Origin of the sequence: Mucilaginibacter lacusdianchii, assembly GCF_009770985.1 — a bacterium.
Lineage (GTDB): Bacteria > Bacteroidota > Bacteroidia > Sphingobacteriales > Sphingobacteriaceae > Mucilaginibacter > Mucilaginibacter lacusdianchii.
The window spans coordinates 958,634-985,339 of sequence record NZ_WSRW01000003.1 but is presented as its reverse complement, the minus strand read 5'-3'; the positions used below and the strand labels follow the sequence as shown (position 1 = coordinate 985,339).

General features: G+C 40.6%; 23 protein-coding genes. 12 read left to right on the top strand and 11 right to left on the bottom strand.

What is annotated here, in order from left to right; all coding sequences use genetic code 11:
• The first annotated feature begins 63 nt into the window (after positions 1-63).
• The 5 genes from pnp to GPM24_RS17800 all read left to right on the top strand — a co-directional run bounded on the left by pnp (position 64) and on the right by GPM24_RS17800 (position 5,689).
• On the top strand, positions 64-2,223 hold the full coding sequence (gene pnp, locus GPM24_RS17820; RefSeq protein ID WP_158828456.1) for a polyribonucleotide nucleotidyltransferase: 2,160 nt from the start codon (positions 64-66) through the stop codon (positions 2,221-2,223).
• Between the two features lie 175 nt (positions 2,224-2,398).
• Positions 2,399-2,677 carry a hypothetical protein gene (locus tag GPM24_RS17815; RefSeq protein ID WP_158828455.1) on the top strand — a complete coding sequence of 93 codons (279 nt, stop codon included), beginning with the start codon at positions 2,399-2,401 and terminating at the stop codon, positions 2,675-2,677.
• A gap of 76 nt (positions 2,678-2,753) precedes the next feature.
• Positions 2,754-3,419, top strand: coding sequence for a ribulose-phosphate 3-epimerase (rpe, locus tag GPM24_RS17810; protein WP_158828454.1), 666 nt, complete (start codon positions 2,754-2,756; stop codon positions 3,417-3,419).
• Between the two features lie 139 nt (positions 3,420-3,558).
• Entirely contained in the window at positions 3,559-4,629 is a 1,071-nt protein-coding gene (gene serC, locus GPM24_RS17805; protein WP_158828453.1) for a 3-phosphoserine/phosphohydroxythreonine transaminase, read from the top strand.
• A gap of 103 nt (positions 4,630-4,732) precedes the next feature.
• A complete protein-coding gene (locus GPM24_RS17800; RefSeq protein WP_199269783.1) occupies positions 4,733-5,689 on the top strand; it encodes a D-2-hydroxyacid dehydrogenase in 957 nt (318 codons plus the stop codon).
• Positions 5,690-5,820: 131 nt separating this feature from the next.
• Here GPM24_RS17800 and GPM24_RS17795 read toward each other — a convergent pair whose 3' ends face one another.
• The 4 genes from GPM24_RS17795 to GPM24_RS17780 all read right to left on the bottom strand — a co-directional run bounded on the left by GPM24_RS17795 (position 5,821) and on the right by GPM24_RS17780 (position 10,485).
• Entirely contained in the window at positions 5,821-7,215 is a 1,395-nt protein-coding gene (locus GPM24_RS17795) for an MBL fold metallo-hydrolase RNA specificity domain-containing protein (protein ID WP_158828452.1), read from the bottom strand.
• Between the two features lie 71 nt (positions 7,216-7,286).
• Positions 7,287-9,152: an ABC transporter ATP-binding protein gene (locus GPM24_RS17790; protein ID WP_158828451.1), complete on the bottom strand. Its 1,866-nt coding sequence runs from the start codon at positions 9,150-9,152 to the stop codon at positions 7,287-7,289.
• 25 nt (positions 9,153-9,177) lie between these two features.
• Entirely contained in the window at positions 9,178-9,699 is a 522-nt protein-coding gene (locus GPM24_RS17785) for a hypothetical protein (protein WP_158828450.1), read from the bottom strand.
• Positions 9,700-9,708: 9 nt separating this feature from the next.
• Positions 9,709-10,485, bottom strand: a complete 777-nt coding sequence (locus GPM24_RS17780; protein WP_158828449.1) for an SAM hydrolase/SAM-dependent halogenase family protein — start codon at positions 10,483-10,485, stop codon at positions 9,709-9,711.
• 102 nt (positions 10,486-10,587) lie between these two features.
• On the opposite strand from GPM24_RS17780, the gene GPM24_RS17775 reads away from it, so the two are divergent.
• The 4 genes from GPM24_RS17775 to GPM24_RS17760 all read left to right on the top strand — a co-directional run bounded on the left by GPM24_RS17775 (position 10,588) and on the right by GPM24_RS17760 (position 14,022).
• Positions 10,588-11,556, top strand: coding sequence for a PhoH family protein (locus GPM24_RS17775; RefSeq protein WP_158828448.1), 969 nt, complete (start codon positions 10,588-10,590; stop codon positions 11,554-11,556).
• Between the two features lie 143 nt (positions 11,557-11,699).
• Positions 11,700-12,644, top strand: coding sequence for a phosphoribosylaminoimidazolesuccinocarboxamide synthase (locus tag GPM24_RS17770; protein ID WP_158828447.1), 945 nt, complete (start codon positions 11,700-11,702; stop codon positions 12,642-12,644).
• Positions 12,645-12,695: 51 nt separating this feature from the next.
• On the top strand, positions 12,696-13,073 hold the full coding sequence (locus tag GPM24_RS17765) for an STAS domain-containing protein (RefSeq protein ID WP_158828446.1): 378 nt from the start codon (positions 12,696-12,698) through the stop codon (positions 13,071-13,073).
• A 22-nt stretch (positions 13,074-13,095) separates the two neighbouring features.
• Entirely contained in the window at positions 13,096-14,022 is a 927-nt protein-coding gene (locus GPM24_RS17760; protein ID WP_158828445.1) for a ribonuclease Z, read from the top strand.
• Positions 14,023-14,038: 16 nt separating this feature from the next.
• Here GPM24_RS17760 and GPM24_RS17755 read toward each other — a convergent pair whose 3' ends face one another.
• Entirely contained in the window at positions 14,039-14,986 is a 948-nt protein-coding gene (locus GPM24_RS17755) for an MlaD family protein (protein ID WP_158828444.1), read from the bottom strand.
• Between the two features lie 26 nt (positions 14,987-15,012).
• Entirely contained in the window at positions 15,013-15,912 is a 900-nt protein-coding gene (locus GPM24_RS17750) for an N-acetylmuramoyl-L-alanine amidase family protein (protein ID WP_158828443.1), read from the bottom strand.
• Between the two features lie 100 nt (positions 15,913-16,012).
• On the opposite strand from GPM24_RS17750, the gene GPM24_RS17745 reads away from it, so the two are divergent.
• The 3 genes from GPM24_RS17745 to GPM24_RS17735 all read left to right on the top strand — a co-directional run bounded on the left by GPM24_RS17745 (position 16,013) and on the right by GPM24_RS17735 (position 21,348).
• Entirely contained in the window at positions 16,013-18,685 is a 2,673-nt protein-coding gene (locus GPM24_RS17745) for a putative LPS assembly protein LptD (protein ID WP_233268891.1), read from the top strand.
• On the top strand, positions 18,685-19,926 hold the full coding sequence (locus tag GPM24_RS17740) for a competence/damage-inducible protein A (RefSeq protein WP_158828441.1): 1,242 nt from the start codon (positions 18,685-18,687) through the stop codon (positions 19,924-19,926). Before GPM24_RS17745 ends, GPM24_RS17740 begins: the two co-directional genes overlap by 1 nt.
• Positions 19,927-19,992: 66 nt before the next feature.
• Positions 19,993-21,348: a dihydrolipoamide acetyltransferase family protein gene (locus GPM24_RS17735; RefSeq protein ID WP_158828440.1), complete on the top strand. Its 1,356-nt coding sequence runs from the start codon at positions 19,993-19,995 to the stop codon at positions 21,346-21,348.
• A 20-nt stretch (positions 21,349-21,368) separates the two neighbouring features.
• Here GPM24_RS17735 and GPM24_RS17730 read toward each other — a convergent pair whose 3' ends face one another.
• The 5 genes from GPM24_RS17730 to GPM24_RS17710 all read right to left on the bottom strand — a co-directional run bounded on the left by GPM24_RS17730 (position 21,369) and on the right by GPM24_RS17710 (position 26,696).
• Positions 21,369-22,160: a polysaccharide deacetylase family protein gene (locus GPM24_RS17730; RefSeq protein ID WP_158828439.1), complete on the bottom strand. Its 792-nt coding sequence runs from the start codon at positions 22,158-22,160 to the stop codon at positions 21,369-21,371.
• A complete protein-coding gene (locus tag GPM24_RS17725) occupies positions 22,141-23,094 on the bottom strand; it encodes a glycosyltransferase family 2 protein (RefSeq protein ID WP_158828438.1) in 954 nt (317 codons plus the stop codon). The genes GPM24_RS17730 and GPM24_RS17725 overlap by 20 nt, the downstream gene beginning before the upstream one ends.
• Complete coding sequence (locus tag GPM24_RS17720) at positions 23,091-24,260, bottom strand: glycosyltransferase family 87 protein (RefSeq protein WP_158828437.1); 1,170 nt, start codon at positions 24,258-24,260, stop codon at positions 23,091-23,093. The genes GPM24_RS17725 and GPM24_RS17720 overlap by 4 nt, the downstream gene beginning before the upstream one ends.
• A gap of 172 nt (positions 24,261-24,432) precedes the next feature.
• Entirely contained in the window at positions 24,433-25,647 is a 1,215-nt protein-coding gene (locus tag GPM24_RS17715; protein WP_158828436.1) for a homoserine dehydrogenase, read from the bottom strand.
• Positions 25,644-26,696 carry a homoserine O-acetyltransferase family protein gene (locus GPM24_RS17710; protein ID WP_158828435.1) on the bottom strand — a complete coding sequence of 351 codons (1,053 nt, stop codon included), beginning with the start codon at positions 26,694-26,696 and terminating at the stop codon, positions 25,644-25,646. Before GPM24_RS17710 ends, GPM24_RS17715 begins: the two co-directional genes overlap by 4 nt.
• Positions 26,697-26,706 lie beyond the last annotated feature (10 nt).

Below are 26,706 nucleotides of genomic sequence, written 5' to 3'. Positions count from 1 at the left end.
AAAATACACACCATAAAACAGGTGCGCTCCTAAAGACGAAAAGCGCATCATACAAAAACGACAATGAGTTACAATGCAATTAAAAAGGTAATCGATTTAGGTGACGGCCGCACCATTGAGATCGAAACCGGAAAACTGGCCAAACAAGCAGACGGCTCAGTAGTAGTAAAAATGGGTAACACCATGTTACTGGCTACTGTAGTTTCATCTCCGGAAGCGAAAGAAGGCATCGACTTTTTACCGCTTTCTGTTGACTATCAAGAAAAATATGCTGCTACAGGTCGTATACCTGGCGGCTTTTTACGTCGCGAGGCACGTTTATCAGACTATGAGATCTTAATTTCACGTTTGGTTGACAGAGCTTTGCGCCCACTGTTCCCTGAAGATTATCACGCAGACACGCAAGTGATGATCTCTTTAATTTCGGCTGATAAAAATATCATGCCTGATGCCTTAGCAGGTTTAGCCGCTTCAGCAGCTTTGTCTGTTTCTGACATCCCATTCAACGGCCCTATCTCTGAAGTTCGCGTTGCTAAAATTGATGGCCAGTTGGTTATCAATCCAGCTTTAAGCGATTTAGAAAGAGCCACTTTAGAGTTCATCGTAGCTGGTTCTGAAAACGACATCAACATGGTTGAAGGCGAAGCAGATGAAATTCAAGAGGAAGAAATGGTTGAGGCATTGAAATTTGCACATGCCGCCATTAAAGATCATTGCCGTGTTCAAAAAGAACTAACTGAAGAAGTTGGTAAAACTGTTAAGCGTACTTACTCACATGAGCATAGCAATGAAGACTTGAAACAACAGGTTTATGCTGCTACTTATGATAAAGTTTATGAGATAGCTGGTTCAGGCTCATCAAAACACGAACGCCATGATAAATTAAAAGAAGTTCGTGATGCGTTTATCGGAACTTTAGGCGAGATCGACGACGTTACGAAAAGTCTTGCTAAAAAATATTTCCATGATGTAGAATACGATGCAGTACGTAACCTGATCTTGGATGAGAACAAACGTTTGGATGGCCGTAGCTTAAGGCAAGTTCGCCCAATATGGAGCGAAATTGATTATTTACCTGCCGCACATGGTTCGGCGGTATTTACCCGTGGCGAAACCCAATCATTAACCAGCGTTACCTTAGGTGGTAAAGACGATGAACAAATGATTGACGGTGCATTCTTAAACGGATACAGCAAATTCATGCTGCATTACAACTTCCCTGGCTTCTCAACCGGCGAGGTTCGTCCTAACCGCGGTCCTGGCCGTCGTGAAGTAGGTCATGGTAACCTGGCTATGCGTTCACTGAAAAAAGTATTGCCGCCTGAAGATCAAAACCCATATACTATTCGTGTAGTATCGGATATCCTGGAATCAAATGGATCATCATCAATGGCGACAGTTTGTGCCGGTACGTTGGCTCTGATGGATGCAGGTGTTAAACTTGCAGCTCCGGTATCTGGTATTGCCATGGGTTTAATAACTGATGAGAAAACCGGCAAGTATGCTATTTTATCAGACATCTTAGGTGATGAAGATCACTTGGGTGATATGGACTTTAAGGTAACCGGTACTGCAAAAGGTATTGTTGCTTGCCAAATGGACTTAAAAATAAATGGTCTATCATACGAAGTGGTAACCGAAGCTTTGGCACAAGCTAAAGAAGGTCGTTTACACATCCTTGGCGAAATGGCCAAAACTATCAGCGAGCCACGTGAAGACTATAAACCATTTGCACCACGCATTGTAACCCTGAAAATTGATAAAGAATTCATTGGCGCCGTTATAGGCCCAGGTGGTAAAATTATTCAGGAAATGCAGCGTGAAACCGGTGCTACTATCAACATCGAAGAAAAAGACAATCAAGGTATCGTTCAGATTTTTGCTGACCATAAAGATGCTATTGATGCTGCTGTAGCCCGCATTCGTGCAATTGCTGCCAAACCTGAGGTAGGTGAGATTTACGAAGGTAAAGTTAGATCTATCATGCCTTTTGGTGCATTTGTTGAAATTATGCCAGGCAAAGATGGATTATTGCATATTTCAGAAATTGACCACCGTCGTATCGAAACAATGGATGGCGTATTTGAGGTTGGCGAAATTGTTAAGGTGAAATTGTTGGATATCGACAAGCAAGGTAAATTAAAGCTTTCTCGTAAAGCCTTATTACCTAGGCCACCTAAACCAGAGGCTGCGCCAAAGCAACAAGAAGAGAAAAAAGATTAATTCTTTTTGGCTTCTAAGCAAAACCCTACACCTGATATTTTAGTTAAAAAAGGTGTAGGGTTTTTTTATTTATTTTACTTAATTTGTAAACCCTATGAAAGTGAGCTGTTGATTAGAACATAGCAACTATGTTGTAATTAACTATAAATACATCTAAGTCCGATCCTATTGAAAAATGACGTCTGCTACAGGCAATGATCCCTTGGATTTTTTGAGCAATAGTGTGTCTGGCAATTCGCCTGGCGGATCACAAGCCGATTTAATTCAGCTTTTGCTTTATGAAATCATCCGGGTCAAAGAGTTAATAAAATATTATGAATGCATTCCTAATGGCGCTGGCCAATTGGGGGCATCTATATTACATGAATTAGTGAACGAAGCTTACCAATCGCTGGTAAACTACGATACTGAACTCATGAGGAAATATTACGATTTGTTGCAAAATTGTGATTAGCGTTTTCTGTGCTCATAACTGAGCTATTTTCTGTTTACTTATTTACTTATATGTTAATCTGCCTATATTTGGCGGCATGAAGCATTTAATTGCACCTTCCGTTCTTGCAGCTGACTTTGCTAATTTACAGCGCGACGTAGAAATGCTGAACCGCAGCGAAGCCGACTGGATTCATGTTGATGTAATGGACGGGATGTTTGTTCCCAACATATCTTTTGGCTTACCAGTTGTTGAAGCCATCCAAAAGCATGCTACAAAGCCGCTTGATGTCCATTTGATGATTAACGACCCTGATCGTTACCTTACTGCATTTAAAAATGCTGGCGCAGCTAATATCACCGTTCACCTGGAGGCCTGCACGCATTTACACCGCACTGTACACGCCATTAAAGATTTAGGTTGTTTAGCAGGGGTTGCATTGAATCCACATACGCCAATTTCCCTCCTTGAAGACATTATTGCCGATGTTGATATGATTTTAATTATGTCTGTTAATCCAGGCTTTGGCGGGCAACGTTTCATTGCAAATACCTATAAAAAAATTGTTCAGCTTAAACAGCTGGCTATGTCATCCAATCCAGAATTGTATATTGAAATTGATGGAGGGGTAGGCACTTACAATGCTGCACAGCTGATTGCAGCCGGTGCTAATGTTTTGGTAGCTGGAAATTCAGTTTTTTCAGCGCCCGATGCGTTAGCAGCTGTAACGAGTTTAAAGCAGGCAAATAATCTTGTTGCTTAAAATTGCATATTACGCTTGGTGCCGTATAAAAGTATTTTCAAAATCTTACAATAAGCTACCAAATTTATAGACTAAATTTTTAACTTCGGCGGCAGCTACACTGGTAGCAACACTGAATTATAAACATTATATAAGTGCTATGAAACATAATTTCGGTGCCGGTCCGGGCATCTTACCTCACGAAGTAATGAAGCAGGCTTCACAAGCTGTGATTGATTTTAATGGAACAGGTTTGTCCATTTTAGAGATATCGCACCGTTCGGCCGAATTTGAAGGAGTGTTGGATGAGGCAGTAAAATTGGTAAAGGAACTGTTAGAAGTTCCTGCAGGCTATTCTGTTTTATTTTTGCAAGGCGGCGCCAGTACCCAGTTTGCTATGGTTCCGTACAACCTGTTGCCCGACGGCGGTAAAGCAGCTTACCTGGAATCTGGTGTTTGGGCCAACAAGGCGTTAAAAGAAGCTAAATACTTTGGCAATGTCGAGATCGTAGCTACTTCCAAAGAAAATAATTTCACTTATATTCCAAAAGATTATGAGGTACCTGCGGATGCAGCTTATTTTCATATAACATCTAATAATACCATATACGGCACGCAACTTCAGCAGATCAAGCCGTCCCCGGTGCCAATGGTTGCAGATATGTCTTCAGATATATTCAGCCGTAACTTTGATGTTTCCGATTTTGGCTTGATTTACGCAGGTGCACAAAAAAATATGGGGCCGGCTGGCGTAACGCTGGTTATTGTTAAAGACGATATATTAGGTAAAGTAGATCGCAAAATACCGGCAATGTTCAATTATCAAACACAAATTGAAGGCGGTTCTATGTACAACACGCCGCCTGTGTTTGCTATATACGTTTCTATGCTTACGTTGCGCTGGTTAAAAGCGAAAGGTGGGGTAGCAGCTATTGAAGAGGAAAACAACGCTAAAGCCGCTTTATTGTATCGGGAGATAGATCGTAACCCATTATTTAAGGGCGTATGTGCCACTGAAGACCGTTCTAAAATGAACGTATGTTTCGTGGTAAACAACCCAGAACACGAGAAACCATTCTTGAAGTTATGTGATGAAAAAGGAATTGTAGGCATTAAGGGCCATCGCAGTGTTGGTGGCTTCCGTGCATCAATTTACAATGCATTACCAGCTACCAGCATACATGTGCTGATTGATGCGATGCAAGAATTGGCTGAAAAATATAAAGCTTAATACCGGAGTTGATTGGTTAATGCCAATTGGGACTAATTAACGTTCCATTTAAATAACCAATCAACTACTTAACTAATCAACCATTTACTATCCATTTCAAATTATGATAAAGTTATTAGCCAATGATGGCATCGATCCGGTTGGCAAGCAAATGCTTGAGCAAGCCGGCTTTATAGTAGATACTAATTATATACCACAAGAAGAGCTTCCTGAAAAACTTCAAAATTATGATGCTATCACCGTTCGTAGTGCCACTAAAGTACGAAAAGCACTAATTGACGCTTGCCCTAATTTAAAGCTTATTGGTCGGGGAGGTGTAGGTGTAGACAATATTGATGTAGAGTACGCTAAGGAAAAGGGCGTTGCGGTGCACAATACGCCAGCCGCCTCATCCGCATCGGTTGCAGAACTGGTGTTTGCACATTTGTTTACCGGCGTTCGTTTTTTAGCTGACAGCAATCGTAAAATGCCAGTTGATGGCGCATCTCAGTTTAACGATCTTAAAAAAGCTTACGCTAAAGGTATCGAGTTACGTGGTAAAACAATTGGCATTTTAGGCTTTGGCCGTATTGGTCGTGAAGTAGCTAAAATTGCTTACGGTGTTGGCATGGAAGTTTTGGCATTTGATCCTTATTCTGCCGTTAACGAGTTGGAACTGGTTTTAGGCGGAGGGGTTACTGTTAAGGTTCCGGTTAAATACGTAAGCAAAGAAGATTTGATCGCCAAAAGTGACTTCATTTCTATCCACACACCATTTAGCGACAAACCAATTATAGGTGCTGAAGATTTTGCGGCTATGAAAAAAGGAGCCGGTTTGGTTAATTGCTCACGTGGTGGCACGGTGGATGAAGATGCATTGTTAGAAGCTTTGAACAGCGGCAAGTTAAGTTTTGCCGGTTTAGACGTGTTCGACAATGAACCCACGCCACGTACCGATCTTTTACAACATCCTAAAGTTTCGCTTACCCCGCACATTGGTGCCTCAACAAATGAAGCGCAGGAAAGGATAGGGGTAGAATTGGCTACTTTAATTATCAATCATTTTAAGCAAATCGCTTAAATGTACTATTTCAATAAAAAAGAGCGACTTGTAATAAACAGGTCGCTCTTTCTATTTTAATGGCAATATGCCAAGGTTTCACTAATTTGCACTTTGGACACGAAAATAATTAAAGACTAACTATTCAGTTATTACAACAAGTAATCTACACCTTTATCCGGCAGCGTCACCTCATACCCTTCATTCTGTAAAGCATCGGCTAATGCTTGCATGCTTTCAACTTCTCCGTGCACTAGAAACACTCGTTTTAACCGGTCTGGACTTTGCTGTTTAACAGTATTAACTAAGTCTTGATGGTCGCCGTGTGCGCTAAATAAGTCAGTCTTTTTAATAGTAGCGTATACAGCCATTTCGCGGTCTTTAATATGCACTATCGGGTCGCCGCGCAACAACCGATATCCCAAAGTGCCCTTAGAACAATATCCAATAAAGAGAATGGTACAATAATAATTCTGGATATTGTTGTACAAGTGATCCTGGATGCGGCCACCTTCAAGCATACCTGCAGAAGAGATGATGATGCAAGGTTCAAAGTAGTTGGATATCTGCCTACTATCTTTTAAATTTTCTATGTAAGTAAGGTTTTCAAACTCAAACTCGTCGCCTTTTGCTTTATAAAAATCTTGCGCCTCATCATTTAGCAACTCGTGGTATTTACGAAATACATTAGTGGAAATATTGGCCAGCGGACTATCAACAAATACTTTAACCGGCGGCAATAAACCACTGCTAAATATTTTATTTAATGAGTAAACCAGTGCCTGCGTACGACCAATGCTAAATGCTGGAATAATTAACCTTCCCGACTCTTTGATGCATGCCTTTTCAATAGTGTCTACCAGTACCTGTTCTATGGTTTGATCTTTACTATGGAAGCGGCCGCCGTATGTTGATTCGGTTACTAAGTAATCTACCGGTGGAAGAGGCTGCGGGTCGTTCAATACTGGATAGTTATAACGGCCGATATCTCCTGTAAAACCAATTGTTTTCTCCTCGTTATCATCCTTCACTTTAAGAATCACAGCTGCTGCGCCTAAAAGGTGCCCAACCGGAATAAACGTTAGCTCTACGTCTCCATTTAGCCTAAAAGGTTTGTTGAATCCAATAGTTACCATACGCTCCATGGTGTCCATTACATGCTTTTGCAAGTACAAGGGTTGAGGCCGGCTATGATGTTTGCCACCACGACTGTGTTTGCGGCGCTTTTCGGCTTTGTGCATGAATATACTAACCGAGTCCATTAATAGTAATTCGGTAAGTTCGGCTGTTGGCGGTGTACATAATATCTGCCCGTCAAAGCCCATCCGTATTAAGGTAGGTAAGTTACCAGAGTGATCGATGTGTGCATGTGTCAATATCACAACATCGATGTCTGTAGGGTTGAAGGGAAAATCCTCGTTTGCTTGCGTACTACGGTCCTTTTCATAATCCAGGCCGCAATCCACTAATATTTTATATCGATTAACCTCCAGCAAATGCATGCTTCCGGTAACCTGACGGGCTGCCCCGTGTATAGTTAACTTCATTTTTAACAAGAAAATAAATGCCCGACAAGGTATAAATCCCGTCAGGCACGTAATGATTTAAATTTAAAAGTTTATTCTGCTACTACCGACGGTTTATCGGCAGATACGGCACTTTCAAATTGTAACTGACTTAAATAGTGGTATAACCCTTTTTCGTTAGCAACCAGTTCATCATGGGTGCCACTTTCAACTATATGACCTTTTTCCAAAACCACAATTTTATCGGCTTCGCGAATGGTAGACAACCTATGAGCAATGATGATAGAGGTACGGCCTTTCATTAATTCTTCTAACGCTTCTTGTACTAAACGTTCAGATTCAGAATCTAGTGATGAAGTCGCTTCATCCAAAATTAATATTGCTGGGTTTTTCAATAGTGCCCTTGCAATCGCAATCCGTTGCCGCTGACCGCCTGATAATTTAACACCACGATCGCCAACAATCGTTTCATATCCTTCAGGAAAACCGCTAATAAATTGGTGAGCATTAGCCCGTTTAGCTGCCTGAATAATCTCTTCTTTAGAAGCATTGCGCTTCCCGTAGGCAATATTTTCAAGTATACTACCGCCAAATAGTAAAACGTCCTGCGGTACAATAGCAACTTGATTTCGTATATCAGTTAATGCATATTCGCTTGCTGGCTTATTATCAAACAGCACCGTGCCAGATTGCGGATGATAAAATTCAAGAATCAATGAAGCCATTGTCGATTTTCCTGATCCACTAGGACCAACAATAGCTACTTTTTGTCCGGCCTTGGCTTCAAATGATACACCTCTTAAAACCTGAATTTCGGGCCTTGATGGGTAATGAAACTGCACATTATCAAAAGCTACCTGGCCATCAATTGTTTGTTTCACTAAGTTGTCTTTTTCATTAATAGATACCGGCTCGCCTTGCTCGCTTAAAATTTCGAGCACTCTTTCACTCGCACCGACAGCTTTTTGAATGTTTGCATATAAATCGGGCAGGCTACCCATTGCTGCGCTGATGAACGCGGCATAAACAATAAAGTCAGTTAACTTACCAAAAGTGAAGTCATGATCATGGATAGACACCAGATAAGAGCCATACCATATCTCACAAAAAATGGTACCGAACAAACAAAAAACGATGAATGCACCAAAGATGCCCCGGTACTTAGCACCTTTAACGGCTAATCCAACTACATCACGTAGATTACGGTCGTAACGGCCTGCCTCGAACGCTTCACTCACGAAGGCCTTTACGTTGGCAATTCCCTGCAATGTTTCTTCAACAATGGTATTGGATTCAGCCAGTTTATCCTGGGCCTGACGAGATAGGTTACGAATAAATTTACCAAAGAATATAGCAACTGCAATTAATACAGGCAACACACATAACAATGCGCAGGTAAGTTTTAAAGACACGATGGTCAACAAAATGGTACCACCAACTAATATAATAACCTGCCTGATTACCTCAGCCAAAGTTGTTGTTAGCGTATCCTGAATTTGCGATAAGTCGGATGAAATACGGCTGTTTAATTCGCCAACTCGTCTGTTGGCAAAAAAATTCATAGGCAGCGTAACTAGTTTAAAGTAAGTGTCCCGTCTGATGTCGGCCAACGATTTTTCGGCTACTTGTACAAACCAGGTAATTCTAAAATAAGACACAAAGCCTTGGATGAACAAAACGACCATGGCTATCTCGCCAATTGTCAACAAATCGGCCTTAATAAATGATGTATGCTGTTTGCCCTGCGCTGCATCAACTAAAGCACCAAAAAATGCAGGAAATGCCAAGCCAGTCAAGCTTGACAACACCAGGAAGAAAAGCCCTCCAATAAATTTAGCTTTGTATGGTTTAATATAGCTTAACAGTTTCCCTACATTTTGTAAACTCTGCTTATTTAACTTAGCTTTAGGTAATTCTTTTTCTGCTGCGTTCCCACTGTTCAGTCGTTGTCTTCCCATAAGTTTTCAATAGTAACTGGTAAATTTACGCTTTAAAACGTCTTTTTCTGGTGAGCAGTAGTAAAATTGACGTTATAATGAGAACAGCGATAACAATAATATAATTTGTTTTTGATTTTTCTATTTTTTTTCGCTCCGCATCCAGCTGCATGGTCAACTGGTCGTTTTGGGATCGCAGTTGATTGATGGTATACATAAAATTACGGTTTGTAGTTTCAACTTCTGCCGCCTTAGTTTGCACCTGCTGTTGCTGAAACGCCCTGTAATCCAGCAATATTTTTAGTTCTTTTAATATCTGATTATCAGTACCGTTAATATCCATCAAAATCTCGTTTGATCGGCGGATATCATTTTTGGTTTGCATGCCAAATATGCCCGAGCGTTGACTTAAACTTTGATCGTATTGATCAAATTTCGCTTCACGCTGAGCAAGCATGGCATTAATTTTTTTTCGCTGCATTTCATAAGCCAATGAATCATTACGGCTTTGTGCCGCTACACTTATTGATATACAACAGCTTAAAATAAGTCCAATCCACTTCTGCATATATAAACCTTATTCAAACTCAATAATAACGCTATCACCTAAATTTAAACCTAACAACCCGCTGGCGTTACCTTTATTAATAGCTATTTCCAAATGATCGCTTATACCAAACATGCACAATTTCTCGCCCTCTGGCACCTCGTTATAATGCCAGCTTAATTGCGTTATCGTTTCATTTCGTTTAAAATATAAAGTGAATTTGCGTCCTTGCTGCACCCTGTTAAAGAAGTTTTTGGTGATATTGGTAATAACGTTTTGAAATGAATCAATATAAATAACCATGCCTCTGATTAAGTTGCGTTCAACGGCTGGTTGTAAGGTCATACGTTTTTCGATACTCGCAACGGGTACACCAATTTCACTTAACTCGCCGCCATCTGCCAAATGACAGGCAGCTTTAACAAAAATGTCTGCCAGCGGAAAATGCAGAAACTTTAAGTCCTGCATAATGTTTATTTCCACAATTGCATCCGGGTGCTCGTCAAAAATCAGGGAAAAAATTCCGTTATCAGCCCCCACAAAGAAGTGGCTTTGATAGCGAATGGCCAGAAAGCGGTTTTCTTCACTATAAACAGTGTCGATACCGATAAGGTGTACGGTGTTGTTTGGAAAATAATAAAAACTGTTCTTTAAAATAAATGCAGCTTGCTGAATGTTAAATGCAGAAACAGAATGGGTAATATCCACAACATTTACCGATGGCATCATCTTGTATATGCTGCCTTTAAGGGCCGCCTGATAGATGTCTTTGTCGCCTAAATCGGTAGTTAAAGTTATTATTGCCATTAGTTTTTTGAAATATTTATTGCTAATCTTGTATAAGCCTTAGCGAGGTGCAAATATCAACTTTTAACCAGAAATAATCTGTAACTAAAAAATCATTTACTGTTGAACGAACTAAAAATTTCAATTGAACAAGTAAACCCCGCTGTTTTGTGGGGACCCAATAATGATCATTTTGAGATCATTAAAAAACAATATCCTAAGCTTAAAATAGTAGCCAGAGGAAGTGAAGTGAAGGTGTTGGGCGATGAGCACGAACTGGCAGTATTTAACGATAAATTTGCCCAGCTGCTGCAACACGTCGAAAAATTTGACAACCTGAACATAACCGACTTAGAACGGATTTTTGGTGCAAAGAATGTTACAGCGGCTACACCGCAGGCAGCAGACGCACCTAATGATAAATCTACTACCGGCGAGGTGATCGTATTTGGACCTAACGGCATTATGGTAAAGGCCCGTACGGCAAACCAGCGTCGGATGGTAACGGCTATAAACAACAGTGATATAATGTTTGCCATAGGCCCTGCTGGTACCGGTAAAACTTACACTGCAGTAGCATTAGCCGTAAGGGCATTAAAAAATAAGGAGATTAAGCGAATTATACTTACTCGCCCAGCGGTAGAGGCAGGGGAGAACCTGGGCTTTTTGCCGGGTGATTTAAAAGAGAAGATCGACCCTTACCTGCGTCCTTTATACGATGCGCTTGATGATATGATTCCGCCTGAAAAGCTGAAAACTTATCTGGAGAACCGTACCATCGAGGTAGCACCACTGGCTTTTATGCGTGGTAGAACGCTGGATAACTGCTTTGTTATTTTAGACGAAGCGCAAAATGCAACGGATATGCAGCTGAAAATGTTTTTAACGCGTATGGGACCATCCGCCAAATTCATCGTTACGGGTGACGTTACGCAAATTGACTTACCTAAAAAGCAGCAATCTGGCCTACATACAGCGCTACGCATTTTGACAGACATTAAAGGAATTGAAATCATTTACCTAAGCGGTGAAGACGTGGTGCGTCACAAATTGGTGAGACGTATTTTGGAAGCATACGGCGACATCCAATAAAAATAATCAGCGTTGAAAATTTAAAATCAGGAACCAAGATGATATTTTTTTGTAGCATCTTGGTTCCTATTTTTATTTTTGGTACTGAATTTAGATTGCAGATTGTGCTGTGATTAACATTTTAATATTCTTGACTCTTGATAATGAACGCAATACAACAAACTAACTTTAACTTTCCGGGACAAACAGCTTTTTACAAAGGAAAAGTACGTGATGTATATACTATAAAAGATAAATATCTGGTGATGGTGGTTTCGGACCGTATATCTGCATTTGACGTGGTATTACCCGAACCTATTCCATACAAAGGGCAGGTGCTTAATCAAATTGCTGCGCAGTTTTTAAAAGCTACCAGCGATATTGTACCTAATTGGGTAGTGAGCGTTCCAGATCCAAGTGTTACGATAGGCAAAATGTGTGAGCCTTTTAAAGTGGAAATGGTTATCAGAGGGTATTTGGCTGGGCATGCCTGGCGCGAGTATAGTGCCGGAAAGCGTACAGTTTGTGGTGTGAGCTTACCCGAAGGCCTAAAGGAAAATGATATTTTACCGGAACCTATTATCACACCAACAACTAAAGCTTCTGTTGGGCACGATGAAGACATTTCCAGAGAAGATATCTTGGCACGCGGAATTGTATCTGAAGAAGATTACAAACAATTGGAACAGTATACCCGTTCTTTATTTGCACGAGGTACGCAAATGGCAGCCGAGCGTGGCTTGATATTAGTTGACACTAAATATGAATTTGGTAAAGCTGATGGCCAGATTTATTTGATCGACGAAATACATACGCCCGATTCATCGCGCTATTTTTATAGTGAGGGGTATGCCGAGCGTCAGGCAAGTGGCGAGCCGCAAAAACAACTGTCAAAAGAATTTGTACGCAAATGGCTTATTGAAAATGGCTTTCAGGGAAAAGACGGTCAGGAAGTACCGTTAATGACCGAAGAGATTGTACAATCTATATCCGATCGTTATATTGAACTATATGAACAAATCACTGGCGAAGCCTTTGTTAAAGGTGATAATAGCAGCGTTTTAAGCCGAGTTGAAAATTCGGTGAAAAATGCTTTAACAAATTTGTGATTTTAGGAATACATAAATTAATTCTATCTTAGCTGAATAAATTTTACAAGAATGAAATTCACTGTCGATAAGCATGAAAAATATGTTTTGGTTAGATTAAACGAATCAAAACTAAATTCATTGATTACGCCGCAATTAAAATCCGAGCTGATATTGATTAACGCAGAGGGGCAAAGAAACATCGTATTGGATTTATGCCAAGTGAAGTTTGCAGACTCTTCGGGCTTAAGCAGCCTGTTAGTAGGCCATCGTTTGTGTAAAAACGCAGAAGGCAGCTTTATTTTAACTTGCTTAAATGAAGCCGTATCACGCCTGATTAGTATCTCACAATTAGATAACGTTTTAACGGTTGTTCCTACCACTGAAGAGGCTATTGACCTTATTTTTATGGAGGAAATAGAAAAAGAATTAAAGAAAGAAGCAAAATAAGCATTTTGTATGTTTACCCAATATGAAGTTTGAGGTAACCATACTTGGTAGTAGTTCAGCTACTCCTATATTTAACAGAAACCCTACAGCACAGGTGCTTAACCTCAATGAGCGCCTGTACCTGATAGACTGCAGCGAAGGCACCCAGCTGCAAATGCTCCGTTTCGAAATCAAAGCAAGCCGCATAGATTATATTTTCATCAGCCATTTGCATGGCGATCATTATTTAGGATTGGTTGGCTTATTGTCATCCATGCACCTTAACGGGCGCACCCGTCCTTTGAAAATATTTGGGCCGCCAGCCCTTAAAGAAATTGTCGACATTCAATTTAAGTATTCAGAAACGGTTATTCAATATCCATTAGAATTTGTAGCTACTGATGGTACTAAGGCCGAGGTAATTCTGGACAATCAGGATGTTGTGGTAGAAACTATACCGCTTGACCATCGCATTGCCACAACCGGCTTTTTATTCAAGCAGAAAAAGCGGTTACGTAAGCTGATTAAAGCAAAAGTCGAATCACTGGAAATACCTGTAGATTTATATCCAACATTGAAGAAAGGCGCACCATATACAGCGCCCGATGGCACGGTGTATGCAAATAACGAGCTGACTGTAGATTCTGAACGCCCTAAGTGTTATGCCTACTGCTCTGACACTTTATATAATGAGCAGTACTTTGACCAAATACGGCATGCTGACCTGCTTTACCACGAGGCAACCTTTCTGCACAACATGCTCGACAGGGCAAATAAAACGCACCATACTACAGCTTGGCAGGCGGGTCAGGTGGCTATCAAAACAGAAGCGAAAAGTTTGTTGATCGGACACTTCTCTGCGCGTTATAAAAGCTTGAACGAATTGCTGGATGAAGCAAAAAGCGTTTTCCCCGAAACAGAATTGGCCATCGAAGGTAAAACGTACCCCGTTGGCCATGATCTGATTTAAAGAGTTTAATGTGTAATTAGTCGCCTTTACGACCGAATACCGAGAAGCTTACGTAGCGCTTAGGATGCGCTTTTAAATCAATAAACAAGTTATTCAAATTAGCTGAAGCGGCGTTCAAATTGTTATACATTTGTTCGTCCTTCAGCAACAGTCCTAAAGAACCTTGGCCACTATTAATGCGGTTAACGGTTGCCTGCAGATCGGTCATGGCCTTATTAGCGCTAGCCAGTGTTCCGCTTAAATTAGAGTTAGCTACGTCTGAACTTATCTTTTCGAAATTAGCCGTAGTGGCGTTTAGCCTAACGGTACTATTACGCAGATTTGAAGTCAGTGCCTCAGAGTTAGATAGGATACTGTTTATGTGACCAGATTGGGCACCAACTAAATTGTCGATTTTTTTGGTAGTACCCTCCAATGTTTGCAATGAATTTGCGATGCTTAAAAAGCTACGGTCAACATTTTTGCGGAAATTAGGATTCATTATTTGATTAACCGAACTCAATGTAGAATCCATTTTGGCAATCAGCACCTCGGCCTTACGTTGAATTGGTTGCAAACTTTCGGCCAGGCTACCTTGTATGTCAGCCCGTAAAGTATCCTGATCTTCAGCAAATTCATGACTGTTGCCTAATTCAAAAACGATAGCCTTGCTACCCAATAAATCAGTACTGGCTAACCGTGCAGTAGTATTTTGAGGTATATCATACTGTGGATCAATTTTCATTTCTACTACAGTGAAACCGCTGGCTATTTGCAGTTGCATTTTAGATATATGACCAATTGGGTACCCGTTTACCAATACAGGTTTAGATAAAGTTAAGCCCTCAACATTGCGGTATATTGCATAAAACTTTTTAGAACCGGAGAACACATCGTTACCCTTTAAGTAACTATAGCCTAATATAAGTAAAGTAATACCTAGTACTGTTAATACACCAATTTTGGTTTCGTTTGATATTTTCAAGGTAATGCAGATTTATTCTTACAAAATTATGGAGCCGTTTGCTCAACTTCTCTACGGTATTGCTTTATGGCCCTTATGATGGAATTTACAATTTCAGTCTGTCCCTCATCCGAATTTAAATATTCTTCCTCTTGTGAGTTATTTATAAATCCGGTCTCTATCAATACGGCAGGCATACCGCTATTGGCTAAAACGTGCAAACTTTGCTCTTTTACACCATTACTATAACGCCCGTCAGTTTCTGTAAATTCAGTATTAATCAAGTCAGCCAAGTGTATACTGTGTTTCCGGTATTTATCACGGTAAGCATTCAAAACCATAGCAGTGGTTGGGTCGTCACTGTCAGAATAATAATCTTTATAATTTTTTTCCTGCAAAATTGACGCGTTTTCACGTATGGCTTCTAACTGCTCGCCGGTGCGTTTAAAACCATATACCAGTAGCAATACTCCTTTTCCTGAACGATTAGGAATTGAAACTGTTTTGTAAACCGGTACTTTTTTGCCGTGCCGGCCTTTATTATAATCAACAATAACACGCTCATGCGCGCTGGCCAATGAGTTGCAGTGTATAGATAAAAAGATGTTGCCTTTATTTTTATTAGCAATTTCGGCACGTTTGTGCAGCTCCACAAATTGGTCGTTATCACGGGTAATGATAACGTTAACATCTTTCAATTCTTTTTGCATTGCCTTCTGCAATTTAAGGCCTATTGCCAGCGTTACATTCTTTTCCATTGAGAAAGAGCCGTAAGCACCGGGGTCATGGCCCCCATGACCGGGATCGATTACAATAGTCTTTATTTTGAAGCCGGTACCGGTAGAATCTCTTTTTACAGGGTCACCAATCCGAAACGAAAAATTTGAGATGCAAATGAACAATGCAAGGAAACCGTAAATGAGTCTTTTGAAAGCCTTATTTTTCATTATTTTTGAACGCCGTTAATAACTTTATCTGCAAAAATACTATTCATATTTAATTTTGAAATTTATCAGGTTCTTTTTTCTTCTGGCCATTGTTTTGATTGTGAGTATTATAGCTCGGGCGGGTAAATATACTTATATTAAACCTGCCTTGGGCCGGGATACCATCATCAAGTTGGATACGGTTAAAGACAAGAAAGTCTTGAAAAAAAACCGTGGCTCCAAACCATCAAAAACGCCATCGCAAACTTCAACTAATGATACGACTAAAAAAAAGAAGGATGGTTTACAATCGGAAGTAAAAGCTGTTGCTGATGACTCAACTTATACCGACGCCGAACGTAACATAGGCTACTTTTTTGGCCGCGCCCGGGTTACGTATGAAGATGTGGAGGTGGATGCCGATTATATTAGAATTGACCAAAAGAACCATCTTATATTTGCCAGTGGCCGCCGTGATCCTAAAACAGGACGTTACACAGGAAAGCCTATCGTGAAACAAGGGAGTCAAAGCCCGGTTTTGGCCGATTCGGTATATTATGATTATAAATCAAAAAACTTTAAATCATTTAACACGTCAACCGAGCAAGACGGAAACTTTATTACCGGTGGTCAATCTCGTAAATTGAATGATACTGAAATAGCCTATCGTAACATTCTGTTTAGCACTTGTAACCTGCCTTACCCGGAAACACACTTTGGCGTGGTAATTACAAAAGGTATTGGTGAAAAAAAACGAATCATTTCGGGCCCTGCTTACTTAGAGATTGAAGGTGTACCGTTGCCTATAGGTGTACCGTTTGGCTTTTTTCCTAAGCCAGAATCCCGTGCATCTGGTATCATATTACCAAGTTTTGGTGAAGATGCTACCTTGGGGTTTTATCTGCGAAACTTTGGTTATTACATTGGCCTTAGCGATTATATGGACCTTACTACACAAGGAACAATTTATTCTAAGGGCTCTTATGAACTTGGGGCAATCACTCGTTATCAAAAACGATACAAATATCAAGGTAACCTTGTATTGAATTACGGCTCACACAAATATGGCTTAGAAGGTGACCCGGCTGCAAAGGATTTTAAAATACAATGGTCGCACTCGCAAGATGCCAACGCTCATCCGGGCACTACCTTTAGTGCTTCGGTAGATGCCGGTACAGCCACCTTTTACCAGAACAACCCTGCTACCACAGGTTATAACCCGCAAGCATTAACGCAAAACAACTTACGTTCGTCAATCTCTTATGGTAAAACCTTTACTGTTGGTCCAAGCACAGTAAACTTCACTGCCAGTGCCGAGCATAGCCAAGATATTACTAGAAAAACGGTTACGTTGCGTTTACCAGAATTTACGCTGAATGCAAGTACGTTTAGCCCTTTCGACAGCCCGAACCGTTTGGGAAATCAGAAATGGTATCAAAAATTAACCTTAGGTTATACATTACGGGGAACAAACAGTTTAACTGAAATTCCAGAATCGGAATTGTTTAAAAGTTATACGTTAACCAAGCGTTTGCAAAACGGTTTCCAGCAAACTGTTCCACTGAGCATTAACTTCAATTTGTTGAAATATTTCAATTTCAATGCTGGCGGAACTTATACAGAAACATGGTACTTCCAATCTAAGAGCAAACGATACGAAAGAGGTAGTATTCGTGGTAGTGCCGACGCTTTAGTAACCGACACTGTACCAGGCTTTGCCAGATATGGCCAGTATACGCTTAGTTCGGGTTTGAGTACTAAAGTATATAACACTATAGCTTTTAAAAGAGGGAATCTGCGTGCCATCCGACATGTGATGACACCAAGCATTAGCTTTAGTTACACGCCAGGCTACGGAGATCCAAGCTATGGCTATTACCGAACCGCAGTAAGTAATGCAGTAATACCCTATCCCTCTACCTCGCAACGTTACTCAATTTTTGAAGCGATGCCATTTGGCCAACCGAATGAAAGAACATCTGCAGGCATTGGTTTTACTTTGGATAACACTATTGAAGCTAAACTAAGAGCGAAAAGCACAGACACTACCGGCACCGACCGTAAAGTGTCTATTTTACAAGGGTTAACCTTTTCAACTTTCTACAACTTTGCGGCCGACAGTTTAAAATTAAGCCCGATATCTATGAATGCACACACTGCTTTGTTCAATCAAAAAGTGAGCGTGAGTGTTACAGGTACATTGGACCCGTATGTTACTTACGCCCGGGATTCTATTTCAAACGGTCAGATACAAAGATATGCGCAAAGGGTTAACAAATACTTTTTCCAAGCGGGGAGAGCCCCACTTTTAAGCAACCTGTCTTTTTCAACCAGCTTTTCATTAAATTCAAATAGCATGAATAGCCAAAACCGGCGGCAGGTAAATACATTGCAAAATTTGGATCCGAATCAAGCCAACAGGTTAGCGATGATCAATAACGATCCGGCAGCTTATGTTGACTTTAACATTCCATATAATGTGAGCGTTAATTTTGTGTACACGTATACGAACACTGGTATAAATCCTGATTTTTCAAGCACTTTAAATGCCAGTGGTGACTTAAATGTTACTCCTAAATGGAAAGTGCAGTATACAACAGGGTACGATTTAAAGGCTAAGGCGGTAAGTTTAACCCGTTTTTCTGTCTATCGCGATCTGCACTGTTGGGATTTGTCATTTAGTTGGGTACCCTTTGGTTTATACCGCTCCTTTAGTGTTGATTTAAAAGTGAAAGCATCTATTTTGCAAGATTTAAAACTATCTAAGCGTAGAGACTATTACAACAATTACTAATGTTAGCAGAAATTATCACCATAGGCGACGAAATACTGATTGGTCAGATCGTAGACACCAATTCAGCCTGGATGGCCCAGCAATTAAATAGTGCAGGCATCAGGGTTAAACAAATATCATCGGTATCTGATGACAAGCAACATATTTTGACTGCGCTGGCCGAGGCCAAAAACCGTGCTGATATAATTCTAATAACCGGCGGACTTGGACCTACCAAAGACGATATTACTAAGAAAACCCTAGCTGAATATTTCGGCGTAAGCATGGTTGAGAACGAAGCCGCGCTGGAAAACGTGAAAAGTATTTTTGCCAAATATAATCGCCCGTTGCTGGATGTCAACAAGCAACAAGCGCTGGTACCAGCTAACTGCGAAATTATTTTGAACCACAACGGAACTGCACCGGGTATGTGGTTTAACCACGAAAACAAAATATACGTATCCATGCCCGGCGTGCCCTTCGAAATGATGTACATGTTTGAAGAGCAGGTGTTGCCTAAATTAAAGACTACCTTTAAGCTGCCAGCCATTGTACATCAAACCATTTTAACGGTAGGTGAGGGCGAATCCTTTTTAGCCGAACGCATAGCCGATATAGAAGATTCGTTACCACAACATATTAAACTGGCGTATTTGCCTAAACTTGGCCAGGTACGTTTGCGTTTAAGCGGTTACGGCGAGCAGGAAGCTGCGTTAATGGAAGAGGTTAGCCATTATGCCGACTTGATAATTGAAAGGGTAAATAATGTGGTTGCAGCTACCGAAGATATAGCCCTTGAAAAAGCTATTTTAGATAAACTCACAACAGAAGGTAAAACGCTGTCAGTGGCCGAAAGTTGTACCGGCGGATATATATCCCATTTATTTACACAACATCCGGGTTCATCCCAAGCGTTTTTAGGGGGCGCTGTTTCCTATTCAAATGATTTAAAAGAAACCATTTTAGGCGTGCAGGAAGAAACCTTGTGGCAACATGGTGCCGTGAGCGAAGAAACAGCTACCGAAATGGTACAAGGCGCTTTAAAAAATTTCGATTCAGATTATGCTATAGCGGTTACTGGTATTGCCGGCCCTGGTGGTGGTACAGATGAAAAGCCGGTTGGTACGGTATGGATTGCGGTAGCCTCAGCAACCGAAACGGTGGTAAAAAAATTCACGTTCGGCAATAAGCGCAAACAAAATATTGAACGCACGGCCATCACCGCCTTAGGAATGTTGAATACTTTACTGACCACCCGTTAAAATATAAACAGATAAATAAGTAAGTTTGGCCCTTACTTAACTAGAATTTAACTGTATTGAATAGATATGGCAAAATATCAGCTGTTGCTGCCTAAAATGGGCGAAAGTGTTGCTGAAGCAACGGTGATTAACTGGGTTAAAAACATTGGCGATTATATTGAAGCCGATGATGCCGTTGTAGAAATTGCAACTGATAAAGTAGATTCAGAAGTACCATCTCCGGTTAGCGGCAAGTTGGTTGAACAATTATATCAAAAAGATCAGGTAGTACAAGTAGGCGACCCCATTGCTGTGATTGAAACGGATGGGCCGGAAGAAGAACCTGTTTCAACATCTGCACCCGAAATTCCTAACCCTTCATCAGAACAACAGCGAGAGCCGGAAGCAGCGCCCGACATGCCACTGCCCATTCCAGGCATTGAGCACGTTGAACAAAGGCATGTTGAGCACAAGCCTGTGTTGTCATCATCCGTTCGCTTTTACTCTCCGTTGGTGCGAAATATAGCTAATCAAGAGGGAATAGGCGTAGCCGAACTAGACACTATACCCGGCAGTGGTGCGGAAGGCCGACTGACCAAAGACGACTTACTGGCTTATTTAAAAAGCCGTAGCCAGCCAGCACAAGCAACAACGCATTCTGCTGTTACGCAACAACCTTCATTTGAAGCTTCACAGCCGCCTGCATATACTGCACCCGCCGTATCGGTATCGGGCAACGATGAGATCATTGAAATGGACCGGATGCGCCGCCTGATTGCGGAGCATATGACCATGAGCCGTCAAACATCGGCTCACGTCACTTCATTTGTAGAGGCGGATGTAACTAATTTGGTTTACTGGCGCGAAAAAAACAAAAAGCGTTTTGAAAGCCGCGAAAACGAAAAAATAACTTATACCCCAATTTTTATTGAGGCTGTTGTTAAAGCCATTATCGATATGCCGATGATTAATGTTTCTGTTAAAGGAACGCAAATCATCAAAAAGAAAAATATCAACATTGGCTTGGCCACCGCGCTTCCAAATGGTAATTTAATTGTACCGGTTATCAAAAATGCCGATACCTTAAGTATGGTGGGCCTGGTAAAAACGGTAAATGATTTGGCAAACCGTGCCCGTCAAAATAAATTACGACCAGACGAAACGCAGGACGGCACCTTTACAATAACCAATATAGCTGCCTTTGGTAATATTATGGGTACACCAATAATTAACCAGCCTCAGGTTGCAATTTTGGCTATTGGTGCGATTAAAAAGAAACCTGCGGTTTTGGAAACACCAACCGGCGATGTTATTGCTATCCGACATATGATGTTTTTATCATTGTCTTACGACCATCGTGTGGTTGACGGTTCTTTAGGTGGCATGTTCTTGAAAAGAATAGCTGATTACCTGGAAGCCTGGGACATCAACAAAGAAATATAGTTAAACAGAAAAGCCGGATATTACATCCGGCTTTTCTGTTTAATAGTATCTACAAAATTTCCTGTACGCATAAATTGATATCCTTTTTGCTGTGCCCAATTTATAAAATCGGCCAAGCGTTTGATGAATGCTTCACCAGTATTGCGGGTTACATAACTAGGAAAACCAAAACGTTCGGGCTGATTTAAATCGGTAAACTCCCAGGGATGAAAGTACAAGTTCAAATAACCATCTTTTTTATGTGTAGCAACACTCATTATTTTTAAAATGCTCATTGGCAAATTGTGAAAGCTTAACCAGAACAGTGGAAAGCGTATAACCGGAGAAACTGAAGATGGCAGTTGCAACACGTTTTGATGGTAAAACCAGGTACGCGGTTTGCTAAAGTTATTATATCGCCCTGGCAACCAAGTAGGGTTAATAGATGAGTTGTAAATGTAACCAGCTTTTTCAATTTCTTTTTCGTCTACAGGCATCATGCGTGCCATGCGATAGCCCCGAATTTCGACGCCGGTAAGTTCCTCCAGTTTTTGCTTGGATTGTAACAGATGCTCCGGCTTAAACTCAGAATGGTAATAGCCATGTGAGGCCAGTTCATGCCCTTCGTTTATAATCTGAATTACTATCTCTGGCTGATGTTGCGCATAATTAGCCGTACAATAAAACGTTGCCTTAACCCCGGCACCTTTTAGTATTTTCAAGATACTAAGCGTACCTGCGGTTGATATAGACAATTGTTCATCAAAGGGTAAACTTTTGCCGTATTCAAACGGCATATCAAATTCCTCTATATCAAAGCTTAACAAAATCATTATTTACCCTTTGTAAGTTAGTAGACCGAACAATATAATTTGGGCGCTGCTTGGATTGCATAAACAGTTTGCCCAGATACAAACCAATGATACCTAATACCATTAGCTGAATACCACCAAAAAATACGATAGTTGCCAAGATAGATGTCCAACCGGAAACCACGTGACCGGTGAAATAGCTGATCAAGATATATGGAATGTACAAGATTGCCACTAACGAAAAGAACAAACCCACACCAGTTGCCATGTACAATGGGCGTACGCTGAAAGCTGTTATACCCTGCACGGCAAACTTTACCATTTTTTTGAGGTTGTACTTGCTTTTACCCGAAAAGCGGGCATCGCACTGATAAGCAATGGCATATTGCTTAAAGCCTAACCATTTGATCAAGCCACGTATAAACAAGCCGTTTTCATTCAAGCCACTTAATACGTTGGCCACCTTACGATCAATCAACCTAAAGTCTGCCGTCCCTTTTTCCAATTTCGTATCCGACAACGAGTTGATCATTTTGTAAAAAAGATCAGAAGTTTTGGTTTTAAAAATCGTTGTTTCATCCTGGTACTCTCGCAGAGTATAAACGACATCATAACCTTCTTCCCATTTCTCTAAGAATTGAGCAATCATTTCAGGCGGATGTTGCATATCGCTGTCCATGCTAATGATACAGTCGCCATCGGCATAATCATAACCGGCTTTCAGCGCATTTTGATGGCCAAAATTTCGTGACAGCTCCAGATAATATAAATTGTTGTCGATGTCACTAATAGAATGCAGCTTGCGCAATGTGCCGTCCGAGCTACCGTCGTCAACAAATATAACTTCATACGCATAGCGAGTAGCCTTCAGCACTTCTATCAGCCGCAAAGCCAATACCTCGATGTTGCCCTCTTCATTAAAGGACGGAATTACTACAGAAACTTTCTTTCTCATCTTGCAACCTCGTAGGACGGTTCCTGGTTGAATTTACGCGTTAAGCTTTCGTATACTATTTTAAGCCAAATCAAAAAACAGGGCAGTGCCTTCAATGCGTAAGGTTTAATATATTGTTGATTAATAAATTTAGGAAAAAGATCAGAAGGCGACAAACTGGTAATCAATAAAGCAAAAACCAATAAGGCAACATTCAAATTAGTAACCGGCTGCGGTAAGTTTACAAACCATATGGCCACGCCCACAAATGCAATAATATAAGTTGGCGATTCGGAACCGGTACTGAATATTACCGTAAAAATTAACGTTGAAGATAAAATCAACAATTGATACGGTGTTTTTGAATAACTTCTAAAATTAAAATATGATGAAGCAAAAACAAGCATTGCCGGAACCAGCACTACAAAATTAGATAATTGCGGATAGCTAAACACTCGTCGAACAATTCCCATCACACTGATATCCTGCATTAAAGATACCGCGTTGTGGGCATTTTTATCGGCCAAGCTTGCATACCAATCATAATAACTTTGCAACACAAACTCGGGCGAAGAAAACAACATTGGCAACACCAACATAACAAGTCCCCATATAATTAGCCATTTAATGAAGTGCCATTTTTGCTCTGAAAAAAAGAAAAAAGCCAATCCAACAACACCATACAGCTTGATATAAGTACCTACAACGATGACTAATGCTGCCCATATATCCTGTTTTCTCTTTATAAAAATAAAGCTTAAAATAATAAGGGCTGCCATAATAGGATTGAACTGTACGTTGAATGACGCCGTCATTAATTCGTGTGCGCAGATTATCAAAACGGCTGATTTTTGCCATGGGCTAACAGGCAACATTAAAATAGCTTTGTGTAAAACCAAAGCGTTTACCATTACCCAAAGTATACAGCCCAGCAGGTCTGGAAAAAGAGTAAAAGGCGCAATAACCAAGGCAAACAATGGCCCGTAGTGGTTACTGTCTTCATAAAACTGGGGTTGCGGCGTATACAAATTAACCTGGTGTATTAGGTTAGTGAATGTATATTTGTAGATTAAGTAGTTGTTAATGTGATGATGTAGCGCTTGTTTAATTACTGCAAACAAGCTTAAACCAAACCAAATTACGGTTACAAAAGCGCGGTTGGTAAAAAGCTTTAAAAACTTCGACATCAATAGAGCAGGCACCTGAATTACTTACTACAAATATAACAATCTCTTTACATTATGCAGTCACAAAATCTCGGTTAAGGCCTACCATATTCATAAAACAGCAAACGGCTTCATATTGAAGCCGTTTGCCTTTAACAGTTTAAAGAAATCTACTTAAAACTTATAACCGTTATTATTCTGCCGAAGCTAAATTGACCCCAGATAGCTGATCGGCAAAGGCAACAAATGCCTTGCTTTCAGATATACGTTGCTGATGATTAATCAGATTTTGCAGATTTACTTTTCCAATTACAAACTTAAAATCGCCCGAATAAAAACGCTCCTTAATATGGATGAAATTTAAATCTTCAACCAATTGCTCATCTTCGTAGCGCAAGTAAACGTATAATTCTACATCGTTGGTAAAGTGCAGACTGTGCTTTTGATTTGCTTTTTTGTACTCATAACTGTAATCGTAACGCAAGGCAGCAATATCAGATAATACCGCCGAGCCAGTAGGGTGGCCGCCAGCGCCTTTACCAAAAAAGAATTGCTGGTCGGCAAAGGCAGCCTGTACAGTTACACCATTATATTCGTACTCTACATTATACAAAAACTCGGTTTCGGTAACAAATTTTGGCATCACAAACAGCGTAACGTTTTGTGCATCCAACTCTTTGGCTACAGGTACCAATTTTATTTTCCAGCGCTTTTCGCGGGCATATCGCATGTCATGCGCAGACAGGTTCTGGATACCTATATTTAACACATCTTCAGGTTTCACAATTAAACCGTAAGCATGTGCCGCTGCAATAACGAGTTTGAATTTGGCATCGAAACCGCCTACATCCATGGTAGGGTCAGTTTCTGCAAAGCCTAAGTCTTGCGCTAATTTTAACGCCGCAGCGTAGTCCATGTTCTCTAAAAAGCCTTTTGAAAGAATATAATTGGATGAACCGTTGAAAATTCCGCTGATGGAGTGCAGCAATTCGTTGTCATAGTATTCTTCTAGATTACGAATAATAGGAATACTGCCGCATACGGCTCCTTCGTATAATAACGATGTGCCATGTTCGCGTTGCAAGTCCAACAATTCCTGCAAATGCAAGGCAATCATTTTTTTACTGGCTGACACTACGTTTTTTCCTGACTTAAGCGCCGTTGAAACGATATCAAAAGCAGCTTCGGTATCATTAATCAGCTCAACAATGGTATTGATTTCGGGGTTGTTAAGCAATTCGTCTTTATCAGTGGTAAATAGCTCAGGCGGCAAAGAACGGAGCTTGCCAGGATGCTTAATGGCTATTTTTTTAATTTCAAGATTCAGGTTTTTGGTTTTGATGATGTCGTACAGGCCTTGCCCAACTACACCAAAACCGAATAAACCTATATTCAATTTAGTACTCATTCAGAAAGATTTTGTAATGCGATGGTTTGTGTATGTTGATTAAAAAAGGAGGATACAATATTTGTTAAAATGCCGGTTTCAATTAAAAAGCCGTCGTGCGCATAAACGGTGTCAAACTCGGCATATATTGCATTTGGAATATGTTGAGCCATATATTGCTGCTCAGTAGCCGGAAAAAGAATATCTGATGTAATGCCAATTATTAATGTATTAGCTTTTACCAAAGCAAGTACATCTTCAACACTGCCGCGGTTGCGGCTTACATGGTGTGAGTCCATAGCTTTGCTCAAATACCAGTAGCTATAAGCATTAAAACGTTTTACAAGTTTGTCGCCTTGATAGCTTTGATAAGAGGCCGCACGAAAGCCATCGACTAAAGCGGATGTTGGTTCCTTTTGTGTTTGATTATAAGCTTGATATCCCCTGTAAGACAACAAGGCCATACTGCGAGCCGCTTTTAAACCTGCGCTGCCACCATCGGGCGTATTTTGATAAAACGTAGGGTCTGCACTTATAGCCAGTCGTTGAGACTCGTTGAATGCTATACCCCAAGGGGAATGAAAGGCATTGGAAGCAATCAATATAAGCTTTTGAATGCGGTTAGGCTGTTGGATGCTCCACTCTAAAGCCTGCTGCCCACCCAATGAGCCACCTATTAATACCTCTACATTATTTATATCCAGGTGATCGGCCAGTAGCTGATGCGCTTTGGCCATATCGCGGATGGTGCATATAGGAAAGTTTAGATAATAAGGTTGCTGCGTTTTAGTGTCAATACTCAACGGATTGGTTGTACCATATGGCGAACTCAAAACATTAGCGCAAATAATGAAATGCTCATCCGGATTAAAGAAGCAATCCTCACCAACAAATCCTTTCCACCAATCAAAAACATCAGAATTAGCGGTAAGGGCATGGCACACCCATACCACATTATTTTTTTGCGCATTTAAACGGCCGTAGACATGATAACCTATCTGCAAATTTTGCAAGGTTCGTCCTGACTCCAGCTCGAAAGCACCACTGTATGTAAAAGTTTTCAAATACATTAAAAATATC